Annotated in this window: 13 protein-coding genes; 7 read left to right on the forward strand and 6 right to left on the reverse strand. The window is 73.5% G+C overall.

The annotated features are described in order from the left end of the window. Positions 1–71: 71 nt before the first annotated feature. The gene (gene paaN / locus ACWCP2_RS11265; RefSeq protein ID WP_450908330.1) at positions 72–1754 is read left to right on the forward strand and encodes a phenylacetic acid degradation protein PaaN; all 1683 of its coding nucleotides are present in this window, start codon (positions 72–74) and stop codon (positions 1752–1754) included. A 23-nt stretch (positions 1755–1777) separates the two neighbouring features. Here the strand turns inward: paaN and ACWCP2_RS11270 are convergent, their stop codons facing one another. The 3 genes from ACWCP2_RS11270 to ACWCP2_RS11280 all read right to left on the reverse strand — a co-directional run bounded on the left by ACWCP2_RS11270 (position 1778) and on the right by ACWCP2_RS11280 (position 4547). Continuing rightward, positions 1778–2539 (reverse strand): TrmH family RNA methyltransferase, encoded by a 762-nt coding sequence (locus ACWCP2_RS11270; protein WP_450908331.1) that lies wholly within the window; start codon positions 2537–2539, stop codon positions 1778–1780. 152 nt (positions 2540–2691) lie between these two features. Then, the gene (locus tag ACWCP2_RS11275) at positions 2692–3864 is read right to left on the reverse strand and encodes an HTTM domain-containing protein (protein WP_450908332.1); all 1173 of its coding nucleotides are present in this window, start codon (positions 3862–3864) and stop codon (positions 2692–2694) included. After that, positions 3861–4547, reverse strand: a complete 687-nt coding sequence (locus ACWCP2_RS11280; protein WP_450908333.1) for a DUF5819 family protein — start codon at positions 4545–4547, stop codon at positions 3861–3863. Before ACWCP2_RS11280 ends, ACWCP2_RS11275 begins: the two co-directional genes overlap by 4 nt. A 145-nt stretch (positions 4548–4692) precedes the next feature. Here ACWCP2_RS11280 and paaA point away from each other — a divergent pair, with 145 nt between their 5' ends. The 6 genes from paaA (at position 4693) to ACWCP2_RS11310 (ending at position 9768) form a co-directional block, all read left to right on the forward strand. Then, a complete protein-coding gene (gene paaA / locus ACWCP2_RS11285; RefSeq protein WP_450908334.1) occupies positions 4693–5751 on the forward strand; it encodes a 1,2-phenylacetyl-CoA epoxidase subunit PaaA in 1059 nt (352 codons plus the stop codon). Next, entirely contained in the window at positions 5748–6032 is a 285-nt protein-coding gene (gene paaB / locus ACWCP2_RS11290) for a 1,2-phenylacetyl-CoA epoxidase subunit PaaB (RefSeq protein ID WP_243331024.1), read from the forward strand. The genes paaA and paaB overlap by 4 nt, the downstream gene beginning before the upstream one ends. 11 nt (positions 6033–6043) lie before the next feature. Further along, on the forward strand, positions 6044–6811 hold the full coding sequence (paaC, locus tag ACWCP2_RS11295; RefSeq protein WP_450908335.1) for a 1,2-phenylacetyl-CoA epoxidase subunit PaaC: 768 nt from the start codon (positions 6044–6046) through the stop codon (positions 6809–6811). Next, complete coding sequence (gene paaD / locus ACWCP2_RS11300) at positions 6808–7320, forward strand: 1,2-phenylacetyl-CoA epoxidase subunit PaaD (RefSeq protein ID WP_450908336.1); 513 nt, start codon at positions 6808–6810, stop codon at positions 7318–7320. Before paaC ends, paaD begins: the two co-directional genes overlap by 4 nt. Continuing rightward, positions 7321–8490, forward strand: a complete 1170-nt coding sequence (locus ACWCP2_RS11305) for a 2Fe-2S iron-sulfur cluster-binding protein (RefSeq protein ID WP_450908337.1) — start codon at positions 7321–7323, stop codon at positions 8488–8490. 135 nt (positions 8491–8625) lie between these two features. Then, complete coding sequence (locus tag ACWCP2_RS11310; protein ID WP_450908338.1) at positions 8626–9768, forward strand: acyl-CoA dehydrogenase family protein; 1143 nt, start codon at positions 8626–8628, stop codon at positions 9766–9768. A 27-nt stretch (positions 9769–9795) separates the two neighbouring features. On the opposite strand, the gene ACWCP2_RS11315 is transcribed toward ACWCP2_RS11310, so the two are convergent. The 3 genes from ACWCP2_RS11315 to ACWCP2_RS11325 all read right to left on the reverse strand — a co-directional run bounded on the left by ACWCP2_RS11315 (position 9796) and on the right by ACWCP2_RS11325 (position 12587). Then, complete coding sequence (locus tag ACWCP2_RS11315) at positions 9796–10140, reverse strand: rhodanese-like domain-containing protein (RefSeq protein WP_250738739.1); 345 nt, start codon at positions 10138–10140, stop codon at positions 9796–9798. A gap of 59 nt (positions 10141–10199) precedes the next feature. Continuing rightward, entirely contained in the window at positions 10200–11045 is an 846-nt protein-coding gene (locus ACWCP2_RS11320; protein ID WP_450908339.1) for a J domain-containing protein, read from the reverse strand. A gap of 96 nt (positions 11046–11141) precedes the next feature. Next, positions 11142–12587, reverse strand: a complete 1446-nt coding sequence (locus ACWCP2_RS11325) for a DUF2252 domain-containing protein (protein WP_450908340.1) — start codon at positions 12585–12587, stop codon at positions 11142–11144. Positions 12588–12619: the final 32 nt, after the last annotated feature.

Consider the following 12619-nt stretch of genomic DNA (forward strand, 5'->3'; position numbering starts at 1 on the left):
GCTCTTGTTCATCCCTTCTTGCCTGCCCCGATCGCCTGATCCCGCCCGGCTCAAAGAGGAGTTGGTCCCTGATGGCCGCCGAGCTCACCGTCCCCCAGCTGTCCGCCAAGCACCGGCCCACTCTGGACCAGGCGCTGGCCACCATCCGCAGCCGCGCCTACTGGTCCCCGCACCCCGAGCACCCCAAGGCGTACGGCGAGACCGCGCCGGCCGACGGCCTCGCCGCCTTCGAGGCGCTGCGCGGGACCCGGCTCGACCTCGGACAGCCCGGCACCGACGGCTGGACGGGCGCGGAGACCTCCCCGTACGGCGTGGAGCTCGGCGTCGAGTACCCGCACGTGGACCCGGAGGTGCTGCTGCCCGCGATGCGGGCCGGCATGGGCGCCTGGCGGGACGCCGGGCCCGAGGTGCGCGCCCTGGTCTGCATCGAGATCCTGGCCCGGATCTCGGCGCGGACGCACGAGTTCGCGCACGCCGTCATGCACACCAGTGGCCAGGCCTTCATGATGGCGTTCCAGGCGGGCGGCCCGCACGCGCAGGACCGCGGTCTGGAAGCGGTGGCCTACGCCTACGAGGAGCAGACCCGCGTCCCGGGGCAGGCCGACTGGTCGAAGCCGCAGGGCAAGAAGGACCCCCTGGAGCTGGGCAAGACCTTCACGGCCGTCCCGCGCGGCATCTCCCTGATGATCGGCTGCAACACCTTCCCCACCTGGAACGGCTACCCGGGCATCTTCGCCTCCCTGGCCACGGGCAACCCGGTGCTGGTCAAGCCGCACCCGCGCGCCGTGCTCCCGCTGGCGCTGACCGTCCAGGTGGCCCGCGAGGTGCTCGCCGACGCCGGTTTCGACCCGAACCTGGTCGCGCTGGCCGTCGAGCGGCCCGGCGAGGGCATCGCCAAGGAGCTCGCCGTCCGGCCCGAGATCAAGGTCATCGACTACACCGGGTCCACCGAGTTCGGCGACTGGCTGGAGACCAACGCCCGCCAGGCGCAGGTCTACACGGAGAAGGCCGGCGTCAACACCGTCGTCCTGGACTCCACCGACAACTACAAGGGCATGCTGTCCAACCTGGCGTTCTCCCTCTCGCTCTACAGCGGCCAGATGTGCACCACCCCGCAGAACCTGCTGATCCCGCGCGACGGCATCGAGACCGACGCCGGGCACAAGTCCTACGACGAGGTCGTCTCCGACCTCGCGGGCGCGGTCGGCGGCCTCCTCGGCGACGACGCGCGGGCCAACGCCCTGCTCGGCGCCCTGGTCAACCCGGACGTGAAGGCCCGCCTGGAGGCCGCCGCCGGGCTCGGCGAGGTCGCGCTGGCCTCGCGCGAGGTCGCGCACCCCGACTTCCCCGGAGCGGTCGTGCGCACGCCGGTGATGGTGAAGCTGGACTCGGCCAAGCCGGACGACTCCGCCCCCTACCTCTCGGAGTGCTTCGGCCCGGTCTCCTTCGCGGTGGCCGTCGACTCCACGCAGGGCGCCCTCGACCTGCTGCGGCGCACGGTCCGCGAGAAGGGCGCCATGACGGTCGGCGCCTACACCACGTCCGCGGACACCGAGCGGGCCATCGAGGAGGTCTGCCTGGAGGAGTCGGCGCAGCTCTCGCTGAACCTGACGGGCGGGGTCTATGTGAACCAGACCGCGGCCTTCTCCGACTTCCACGGCTCCGGCGGCAACCCGGCGGCGAACGCCGCGCTGTGCGACGGGGCGTTCGTGTCGAACCGCTTCCGCGTGGTGGAGGTCCGCCGCCAGGGCTAGGCCGTCCGGGCCGTCCGGGCCGTCTAGGCCGTCCTGGGGCCGCCCCAGTGGAAGAGGGCCATGGCCACGCTGGTGGCCAGGTTGTAGCTGGAGACCTGCGGCCGCATCGGCAGGGACACCAGGTGATCGGCGCGGGCGCGCAGCTCGGGCGAGATCCCGTGGCGTTCCGAGCCGAAGGCGAGCAGGGCCTCGTCCGGGAGGGTGAGGGCGCGGATGTCCTCGCCCTCCGGGTCGAGGGCGTACAGCGGGCCGGACGGCAGCTCGGCCAGCTCCACCCGGTCGACGGTCGTGGCGTAGTGCAGACCCGCCCCGGCCCGGACCACGTTGGGGTGCCAGGGGTCCAGGTCGCCCCGGGTGAGCACGCCGGTGGCGCCGAAGCCGGCGGCGAGCCGGACGACGGCTCCGACGTTGCCCAGGTTGCGCGGGTTGTCGAGGAGCACGATCGGGGCCGTCCTGGGCCGCGCGTCGAGCCGGGCCCGCCCCTCGGCCCGGCTCGGCCGGACCGCGAGGGCCGCCACTCCGGTGGGGTGCACCCGCGCCAGCAGCCCCTTGAGCGGAGCCTGCCGCACGAGCCGCACGACGTCCGCCTCCACGTCCCCGGCCAGCTCGCGCGCGAGGCCCCGTACGGCTTCGGGGTCGTCGGCGACGGCCATCCGCACGTCCGCCCCGAAGCGCAGGGCGTGCTTCAGCGCGTGGAACCCGTCGAGGAGGACCAGGTCCTCCCGCGCGGCAGCCTCCCGCCACTCCCGCTCGGTGTCGTCGAACGTCCCGGTCTGCTCACTCATACCCGCGACCCTACGGCCCGGGCACCGCCGCCCGAATCCAGCCCCTCCGGCCCGATCCAGCCTCGCCGGCGTGTGAGGCGCGGGGTCTTGGGCGGAGCCCCGGGGAACGGAGGAAGTGCGGGTGGGGGACAGCCCCGCAGGGCGCCCGGGCCTCAGCGGGGGACGGAGCCGGGGAGCGCGGGCTCCGGGTCCGCGAAAGGCTCCGGATCCGGCCCCGGGGCCACAACGGCCCGCCGCGCGGCGACCCGCGCGCCGAGCCAGACCAGGAACCCGGTCGGCAGGAACACCGCGTCGGCGGCGATCATCGCCAGCGAGAAGAACGGCAACCCCAGCAGCACCGCGATCCCCGCGTGCTCCAGCATCATCAGCGCCAGCAGCACGTTCTTGATCCGCCGGTTGAACAGCGTGAACGGAAAGGCCACCTGGACCGCGACCGTCCCGTAGGACAGCAGCATGACCAGCGTGCCGCTGCTCCCGAGGAAGGCCGAGAGCCCGGGCCACGGGGTGAAGTAGTCCAGGTTCAGCGGGTAGTACAGCGCGGTGCCGTCCTGCCAGCGCGAACCCTGGATCTTGTACCACCCGGCCGTCGCGTAGATCAGGCAGACCTCCGCCATGATCACCAGCATCCCGGCGTTGTGCAGCAGGTTGGCCAGGACGTCGAGGACGGCCCGCCCGTCCCCCTCGGGTTCGTAGCGGTCGACCATCCACCACAGCGCGGTGAGCACCCACAGGGCCGCGAAGATCACCAGCCAGTTGGTGCTGAACCCCCCGGTCACGGCCCCGTACGCGAACACCGCGCCGAGCACGCCCCACAGCACCGGCCCCGCCCGCCCGGCGGTGGCCGCGCCGAGGCGGCGGGCGCGGCGGGCGTCCAGCGACCAGACCTGCGCGCAGCGGGTCAGCACGAGGTAGATCGCCATCAGGTGGATGACGTTGTCCCCGCCGTCGCCCATGAAGACGCTGCGGTTCTGCAGGGACAGCACGCCGACCATGAACACCACGGAGGTCGCCCGGGTGCGCCAGCCCAGCACGAGCAGGGCGGACGACAGCACGGCGACGGCGTAGACGATCTCGAACCAGAGCGCCGAGTCCGACCACATCAGCACCGTGAAGGCGTGGTTCGAGTCGATCAGGCGCCGCGCCAGCTCCCAGCTCCACGGTCCGTCCGGCCCGTACAGCTCGTGGCGGTGGGGGAACTCCCGCAGCAGGAAGAACAGCCAGGTCGCGCTGAATCCGATGCGCACCACGGCGCTCTGGTACGGCCCCAGCGCCTGCCCGCTGACCCGGGCCAGCGCCCGCCCGGCGGAGGCCCGGAGCCCCCTCACGCCGTCCACCACGGCAGCTCCCGGTAGGAGGTCCGGGTGTCGGCCTTCTCGTCGGACCACGGGGGCGCGGCGACCTCCGTCGTGGCTCCGCGCAGCTGGATCCGTACGATCCGGCTCTCCGCCGGCCGGCCGGCCCCGTGGGCCCCGTCAGTCGTCTTCAGCCGGTCCAGGGCGATCCGCCGCAGGTACTGCTCGGCGAGTTCGCCGCGATCGCCGGTGGACTTGTTGTCCTCGTCGTGGGAGCCGGTGAAGAAGTCCCAGGCCCGGCGGAGCTCGTTCTGCTCGGTGTGGCTCGGCAGCAGGCTGTGGCGGATGGCCGCTCCGTCCTCGGCGGACAGGTCGCGCCAGTCGCCCGTCACCAGCCGGCCGTCGTCCGTCCGCATTTCCGCTCGGACCTCCACGGCGATGTTCTGCTGGAGCGGGTTGGGGGCGAAGAGCTTCCAGTTCTGTTCGAGCTCGGGATAGATCCACCGGTCGATCACGCGCGCGTGCCGCTTGCTGACCGTGTTGGAGGGGGCCACGTGCAGGAAGACGAAGGCCAGGTGTCCGCAGGCCGCCACCGCCATCGCCCCCAGGGCCAGAGCCGTCACGACGCGGTACGGGGCGGGCAGACCGGCGATTCCCGGGGCCCTGGGCGGGGGCGGAGCCGCTTCTGCGAGCGGTTCGCGCGCGTTCGAATCCATCCCGCCCCGATCATCCGGTGTCCACAGGGTTGACCACAGAGGTTGACACCCTACGGGCCCTCGTCCCACCATTGAAGAGCATGAACCGAACGATCGGTCGGTCGGGCGGGACGAGGCGGGAAAAGACCTCTGACAGGGGGCCGTGATGGTGGCAGTGACCCCGGCAGCGACATCGGGGACCGGGGGCCTGGACGCGCAGGACGCCGTGCGGGACGCGGGGATCGGCGTGAGCGCCGACCTCGGTGCGCAGCTCGCGGCCGCCTTCGACGCGGCCGTGGCGGCCGACGAGCGGGTGGAACCGCGCGACTGGATGCCCGACGAGTACCGCGCCTCCCTGGTCCGCCAGATGGCCCAGCACGCCCATTCCGAGATCATCGGCATGCAGCCCGAGGCGAACTGGATCACCCGCGCGCCCTCGCTGCGCCGCAAGGCCATCCTGATGGCGAAGGTCCAGGACGAGGCCGGCCACGGCCTGTACCTGTACAGCGCCGCCGAGACCCTGGGCACCAGCCGCGACGAGCTCCTCGACAAGCTCCACGCCGGGAAGCAGAAGTACTCCTCGATCTTCAACTACCCCACGCTGACCTGGGCCGACGTCGGCGCGATCGGCTGGCTCGTGGACGGCGCGGCGATCACCAACCAGGTCCCGATCTGCCGCTGCTCGTACGGGCCGTACGCGCGGGCCATGGTCCGGATCTGCAAGGAGGAGTCCTTCCACCAGCGCCAGGGGTACGAGCTGCTCCTCGCCCTCTCCCGGGGCACCGAGGCCCAGCACGCGATGGCGCAGGACGCCGTGGACCGCTGGTGGTGGCCCTCGCTGATGATGTTCGGCCCGCCGGACGGCGAGTCGGCCCACTCCGCGCAGTCGATGGCCTGGCGGATCAAGCGCCACACCAATGACGACCTGCGCCAGCGCTTCGTGGACATCGCCGTCCCGCAGGCCGAGTCGCTGGGGCTGACCCTGCCCGACCCGGACCTGAAGTGGAACGAGGAGCGCGGGCACCACGACTTCGGCGCCATCGACTGGACGGAGTTCTGGGAGGTCCTCAAGGGCAACGGCCCGTGCAACGAGGAGCGGATAGGACAGCGCCGCGCGGCGCACGAGGAAGGCGCCTGGGTGCGCGACGCGGCCGCGGCGTACGCGGAGAAGCAGGCGGCGGCCACGGCCGCTGCGGCGACCATCGGAAGCGAGGCTCGGGTATGACGCAGAACTGGCCCCTGTGGGAGGTGTTCGTCCGCTCGCGGCGCGGCCTCTCGCACACGCACGCGGGCAGCCTGCACGCCCCCGACGCGGAGATGGCCCTGCGCAACGCCCGCGATCTCTACACCCGGCGCGGCGAGGGCATCTCCATCTGGGTGGTGCCCTCCACGGAGATCACCGCCTCCTCCCCGGACGAGCGGGACCCGTTCTTCGCCCCGTCCGCCGACAAGCCCTACCGCCACCCCACCTTCTACGAGATCCCCGAGGGGGTGCAGCACCTGTGACGAGCACCGAGATGAGCGCTGGGACGAGCGCCGGCACGAGCGCCGGGACGGACACCGCACCGGGGAGCGCCGCCGTGGTGGCCGCGCTGGCCCTCGGCGACGACGCGCTGATCCTTTCGCACCGCCTCGCCGAGTGGGCGGGCCACGCGCCCGTCCTGGAGGAGGAGGTCGCCCTGGCCAACATCGCCCTCGACCTGCTCGGCCAGGCCCGCGTCCTGCTGTCGACCGCCGGCGACGAGGACGAGCTGGCCTACCTCCGCGAGGAGCGGTCCTTCCGCAACCTCCAGCTGGTCGAGCAGCCGAACGGCGACTTCGCCCACACCATCGCGCGCCAGCTCTACTTCTCGCTCTACCAGCACGAGCTCTACGGGGAACTGGCCCTCGGCGACGGCCCGTTCGCGCCGCTCGCCGCCAAGGCGGTCAAGGAGACCGCCTACCACCGCGACCACGCCGAGCAGTGGACACTGCGGCTCGGCGACGGCACCGAGGAGAGCCGGCGCCGGATGCGGGCCGGCCTGGACGGTCTGTGGAAGTACACCGGGGAGATGTTCCGCCCGGTGGACGGGATCGACGGGCTCGACTGGGCCGCCCTGGAAGGCCGTTGGCTGGCCGCGCTGGGCGGCGTACTGGAGCGGGCCGGACTGGAGCTGCCCCAGGGGCCGCGGTACGGCGCCTGGACGGCCGGAGCCGGCCGGCAGGGACTGCACACGGAGTCCTTCGGCCGGCTGCTCGCGGAGATGCAGCACCTGCACCGCAGCCATCCGGGGGCATCGTGGTGACCGGCGCCGGTGCCTGCACCGAGCAGACCCGGCTGGAGGTGGAGCTGGCCGAGCTGGCCGGCTCCGTCCCCGACCCCGAACTGCCCGTGCTCACCCTCGCGGAGCTCGGCGTGATGCGCGGGGTGCGGATGCACGAGGACGGCCACGTGGAGGTCACCCTGACCCCCACCTACACCGGCTGCCCGGCCATCGAGGCCATGTCCGCCGACATCGAGCGGATCCTGACCGACCACGGCATACGGGAGGTCCGGGTGCGGACCGTACTGGCCCCCGCCTGGTCCACCGACGACATCAGCGCCGAAGGCCGCCGCAAGCTCGCGGAGTTCGGCATCGCCCCGCCGCGGCCGCACGCCGCCGGCGGACCGGTCCCGCTCACCCTGTCCGTCCGCTGCCCGAACTGCGGATCGACCGACACCGAGCTGCTCAGCCGGTTCTCCTCCACCGCATGCAAGGCGCTGCGCCGCTGCACCGCCTGCCGCGAACCGTTCGACCACTTCAAGGAGCTCTAGATGGCCGTGTCACCGCCGTCGCCCACACCGGTGGTGCCCGCCGGCCCGGCGGGCACCGCGCCGGCGCGCCCCGCGCGCCACGGCGCGTTCCACACCTTGACGGTGACGGCGGTCGACCGGCTCACCGAGGACTCCGTGGCCCTGACCCTGGCCGTCCCGCCGGAGCTGCGCGCGGAGTACCGGCACTCCCCCGGCCAGCACCTCACCCTGCGCCGCGCCGGCTCCGCCGCGGCCGGGACGGGCGAGGTGCGGCGCACCTACTCGATCTGCTCCCCGGCCCCGGCCGCGGACGGGCCCGGTCCCGCCGCGCTGCGGGTCGGGGTGCGGCTGGTGGAGGGCGGGGAGTTCTCCTCCTTCGCCCACAAGGAGATCTCCGCCGGGGACGCCCTGGACGTGATGGTCCCGGCCGGCCGGTTCGTCCTGGACCCCGCGGCGGCGCCGCCCGCCGCGCACTACGCCGCGATCGTCGGCGGCAGCGGCATCACCCCGGTGCTGTCGATCGCCGCCACCCTCCTCGCCGCCCGCCCCGACGCCCGGTTCTGCCTGGTGCGCAGCGACCGCAGCGCGGCCTCGACGATGTTCCTGGAGGAGGTCGCCGACCTCAAGGACCGCCATCCCGACCGGTTCCAGCTCGTCACCGTGCTGTCCCGGGAGGAGCAGGAGGCCGGACTGCCCTCCGGCCGGCTCGGCGAGGAGCGCCTGACGGAGCTGCTGCCCGCCCTGCTGCCGGTCACCGAGGTGACGGGCTGGTTCCTGTGCGGGCCGTACGGACTGGTGACGGGAGCGGAGCGGGCGCTGGCCGCGCTCGGTGTGCTGCGGACCCGGGTCCACGAGGAGGTCTTCCACGTCGAGGACACCGCCGCCCCCGCGCGCACCGCTTCGGCCGAGGTCACCCGCGGCCGGGTCACCGCGCGCCTCGACGGCCGCTCGGGCACCTGGCCGGTGCGCGACGGGGAGTCCCTGCTGGAGGCGGTGCTCAGGGCCCGGGCGGACGCCCCGTACGCCTGCAAGGGCGGGGTGTGCGGCACCTGCCGGGCGTTCGTCGTCTCGGGCGAGGTGCGGATGGACCGCAACTTCGCGCTGGAGGAGCGGGAGACGGAGGCCGGGTTCGTGCTGGCCTGCCAGTCGCACCCGGTGTCGGAGGACGTGGAGATCGACTTCGACCGCTGAGCGGCCCGCCGCCGCCTCCCGCCGCAGCCCCCGCCACCGGCCCCCGCTGCCGCCCCCCTGTCAAATTTCCAGAACGTGTTCTATCTTGACGCACCGTCAGGCAGAGCGCGATCCGGGTACGCGGGAGGACAGGCAGTGGACTTCACCTTCACCGAGGAGCAGCAGGCCGCCGTCGAGGCGGCCAAGGCCGTGTTCGCGGACGTGGCCCCCGACAGCGTGCCCAGCCCCGCACTCACCCCGCGGGCGGTGGCCGAGGAGTTCGACCGCGCACTGTGGGCCAAGCTCGCGGACTCCGACCTGCTGAGCCTCGTGCTCGCCGAGGAGCACGGCGGCTCCGGGCTCGACGCCATCGCCCTGTGCCTGGTGCTGCGCGAGGCGGCGCGGGTCCTGGCCCGGGTGCCCTTGCTGGAGCACTGCGCCACCGCCATGGCCGTCCAGGCCCACGGCAGCCCCGAGCTGGCCGGCGCCCTGCTGCCCGGCGCCGGGAGCGGCGGCCTCGTCCTCACCGTCGCCGCGCACGGCCGCAGCGGCCACGACCCGGCCGAACTGGCCGTCACCGCGCGGCGGGACGGGGACGGCTGGGTCCTGGAAGGCCTCCAGACGGCCGTCGCCTGGGCGCACAGCGCCGACTGGACCGCCGTACCGGCCCACACTGGGGAGGGCGAGGCGGTCCTCGCGTTCGTCCCCCGGGACGCGCAAGGCCTGTCCCTCGCAGCGCAGTACTCCACCAGCGGGGAGAAGCTCGCCGAGCTCACCCTCGACGGGGTACGGGTCCCGGCCGCGCACCTGATCGAGGCGCCCGGCGCCTGGGACCACCTGCGCCAGCTCCTGGCCACCGGGACCTGCGCCCTCGCCCTGGGCCTCGGCGAGAACGTGCTCACCATGACCAGCCAGTACACGAGCAAGCGCGAGCAGTTCGGCTTCCCGGTGGCCAGTTTCCAGGCCGTCGCCGTCCAGGCCGCCGACCGCTACATCGATCTGCGCGCCATGGAGGTCACGCTCTGGCAGGCCGCCTGGCGGCTCGACGCCGCCACGGGCGGAGCGGGCGGACCGCTGCCCAGCTCCGGTGACGTGGCCGTGGCCAAGATCTGGGCCTCCGAGGGCGTACGCCGCGTCGTGCAGACCGCCCAGCACCTGCACGGCGGCTTCGGCGCCGACACCGACTACCCGCTGCACCGCTACCACGCCTGGGCCAAGCAGCTGGAGCTCCAGCTCGGCCCGGCCGCGGCCCACGAGGAGGCACTGGGCGACCTGCTGGCCGCCCACCCGCTCGCCTAGGCCGCGCCCGGCGCGCAGCCGGCGCCTCTAGACGACGAAGCCCGGGGTGCCCGCGTCGGTGACGACCGGGCGGCCCGCGGCCTCCCAGTCCTGCATGCCGCCGGCCACGTTCACGGCGTCGATGTCCTGGCCCCGGAGGTACTGGGCCACCTGGGCCGAGCGTCCGCCGACCCGGCACATCACGTACACCGGACGCTCGTCCTCGATCTTCTCGGTCAGCTCACCGATGCGCGCCACGAACTCGCTCATCGGGATGTGCAGGGCGCCCTCGGCATGGCCGGCCGCCCATTCGTCGTTCTCGCGAACGTCGAGGACAAAGGCTTCGGAGGGCAGCGCGGAGGCGGCCACCGAGGGAAGCGGTCCGGAGTTCATGTCTGTCGCCTTCTCTCGTCACGGATAGCTGAGCCAACCTATCCGACCCGGCCGCGGCCTCACTCTGCGGCGAGGGCCGCCAGCTCCGCCTCACGCTTCTCGACATCGCCGAGCAGCTGCTCGGCGATCTCCTCCAGCAGCCGGTCGGGGTCCTCCGGCGCCATCCGCAGCATCGACCCGATCGCGCTCTCCTCCAGGTCCCGGGCCACCACCGACAGCAGCTCCTTGCGGCGCGAGAGCCATTCCAGGCGCTCGTACAGCTCCTCGCTCTCGCTCAGCCGCTGCTCGGCGGGCGCCGGACCGGCCGCCCACTCCTCGGCCAGCTCGCGCAGCACCTGCTCCTCGCCGCGCCCGTACGCCGCGTTGACCCGCGCGATGAACTCGTCGCGGCGCTCGCGCTCGGCCTCGTCCTGGGCCAGGTCGGGGTGCGCCTGGCGGACCAGCTCGCGGTAGAGGCGGCGCACCTCCTCCGAGGGGCGCACCCGCTCCGGCGGCCGCACCGCGCGGTCCGTGAGCATCGCGGAGGCGTCGTCGGACATCCCGTCCGAGTCCAGCCAGTCGTGGAACAGCTCGTCCACCCCGGGCATCGGCATCACCAGCGAGCGGGCCTCGCGCGCACGGCGCAGATCCTCCGCGTCACCGGTCTTCGCCGCCTTCGCCTCGGCGATCAGGGCGTCCAGCTCGTCGAGCCGCGAGTACATCGGCCCGAGCTTCTGGTGGTGCAGCCGGGAGAAGTTCTCCACCTCCACCCGGAAGGTCTCCACCGCGATCTCGAACTCGATCAGTGCCTGCTCGGCGGCCCGCACGGCGCGCTCCAGGCGCGCCTCGGGCCGCTCGTCGGCAGCGGGGCCGGGGCCTTCGCCGGAGCCGGGCTCGGACGCTTCGGGAACTGTCTGCTCGCTCACCCGGCCAGCCTAAGGCCCCCGGGCGCGGGTGTTTCACGTGAAACATCCACCGGTTTCACGTGAAACATCCCGCGCGGGGGCTCGGCCTCCAGCCGATCAGACCCCGGACTCCGCCGCGATCCGCCCGGACCGCACCGCCGCCACCAGCACCTCGTGGTCGGCCTCGCTCCGGTCGGCGTAGGCCACGGCGAAGCCGGCCACGGCCTCGTCCAGCTCGTCGCTCTTGCCGCAGTACCCGGACAGCAGCCGCGGATCCGCGCTGTGCGCGTGCGCCCGCGCCAGCAGGGCGCCGGTCATCCGCCCGTAGTCGTCGAACTGGTCGGCGGCCAGCGCCGCCGGGTCCACGCTGCCCTTGCGGTTGCGGAACTGGCGGACCTGGAAGGGCCGCCCCTCCACCGTCGTCCAGCCCAGCAGGATGTCGGAGACCACCTGCATCCGCTTCTGCCCGGCCACCACCCGGCGCCCCTCGTGCTCCTCCGGCGGGGAGACGAAGCCGAGCCCGGGCAGGTGGGGCAGCAGCGCGGAGGGCCTGGCCTCCTTCACCTGGAGGACCAGTGCCTCACCCCGGTGATCCAGCAGCAGCACCACGTACGAGCGGGTGCCGACGCTGCCCGTGCCCACCACCCGGAAGGCCACATCGTGGATCGCGTACCGGGCCAGCAGCGGCAGCCGGTCGCCCTGGAGGGTCTCCAGGTACGGGCCCAGCGCGGCCGCCACCGCCGCCGCCTCCTCGTCCCCGACCCGGCGCAGCACGGGCAGCGCGTCCACGAAGGCCCGGCCCCCGTCGGGCGTGGGCTCGGTGGACTTGGACGCGAACCGGGCGGAGGTGTTGTTGCGGGCCTTCTCCGAGACCCGTTCCAGCGTGCCCAGCAGGTCACGGGCATCGGTGTGCGAGACCAGTTCCTCGTCCGCGATGGCGTTCCACGCGTCGAGGGCCGGCAGTTTGGCCAGCAGCCGCATCGTGCGCCGGTAGGCGCCCGCCGCGTCGTGCGCGGCCGCCCGGCAGGTCTCCTCGTCCGCACCGGCCACCCGGCCGGCCAGGACCAGCGAGGTGGCCAACCGCTTCAGGTCCCACTCCCACGGGCCGAAGACGGTCTCGTCGAAGTCGTTGAGGTCGATGACCAGCCGGCCGCGCGCGTCCCCGTACAGGCCGAAATTGGCGGCGTGGGCGTCCCCGCAGATCTGCGCGCCGATCCCGGTGACGGGACCGCCGGAGAGGTCGTGGGCCATCAGCCCGGCCGACCCGCGCAGGAACGCGAAGGGGTTGGCGGCCATCCGGCCGGTCCGTATCGGCGCGAGCTCGGCGACCCGGCCGACGTTGGACTCCTCCACCGCCCGCACCGCGTCCGGACGGTCGGCCGGGGCCTCGAAGTGCGCGTGCGCCGACCGGGGCACCCGCACGCGCAGCGCCTTGCCCGCCTCCCGGGGAGAAACGGTGGGAGTGGCGGCGGAAGATCCGGCCCGCCGGGCGAACCCCCCGACCACCGGGATCCGTACCGCCGAATCCGGTCCCACGCCCTGCTCCTGCGCTACCGCCGTCATGCGCCCCGCCCCCTGCTCGCCATCGGATTTCG

The sequence above is a fragment of the Streptomyces sp. NPDC002104 genome (genome assembly GCF_053593795.1).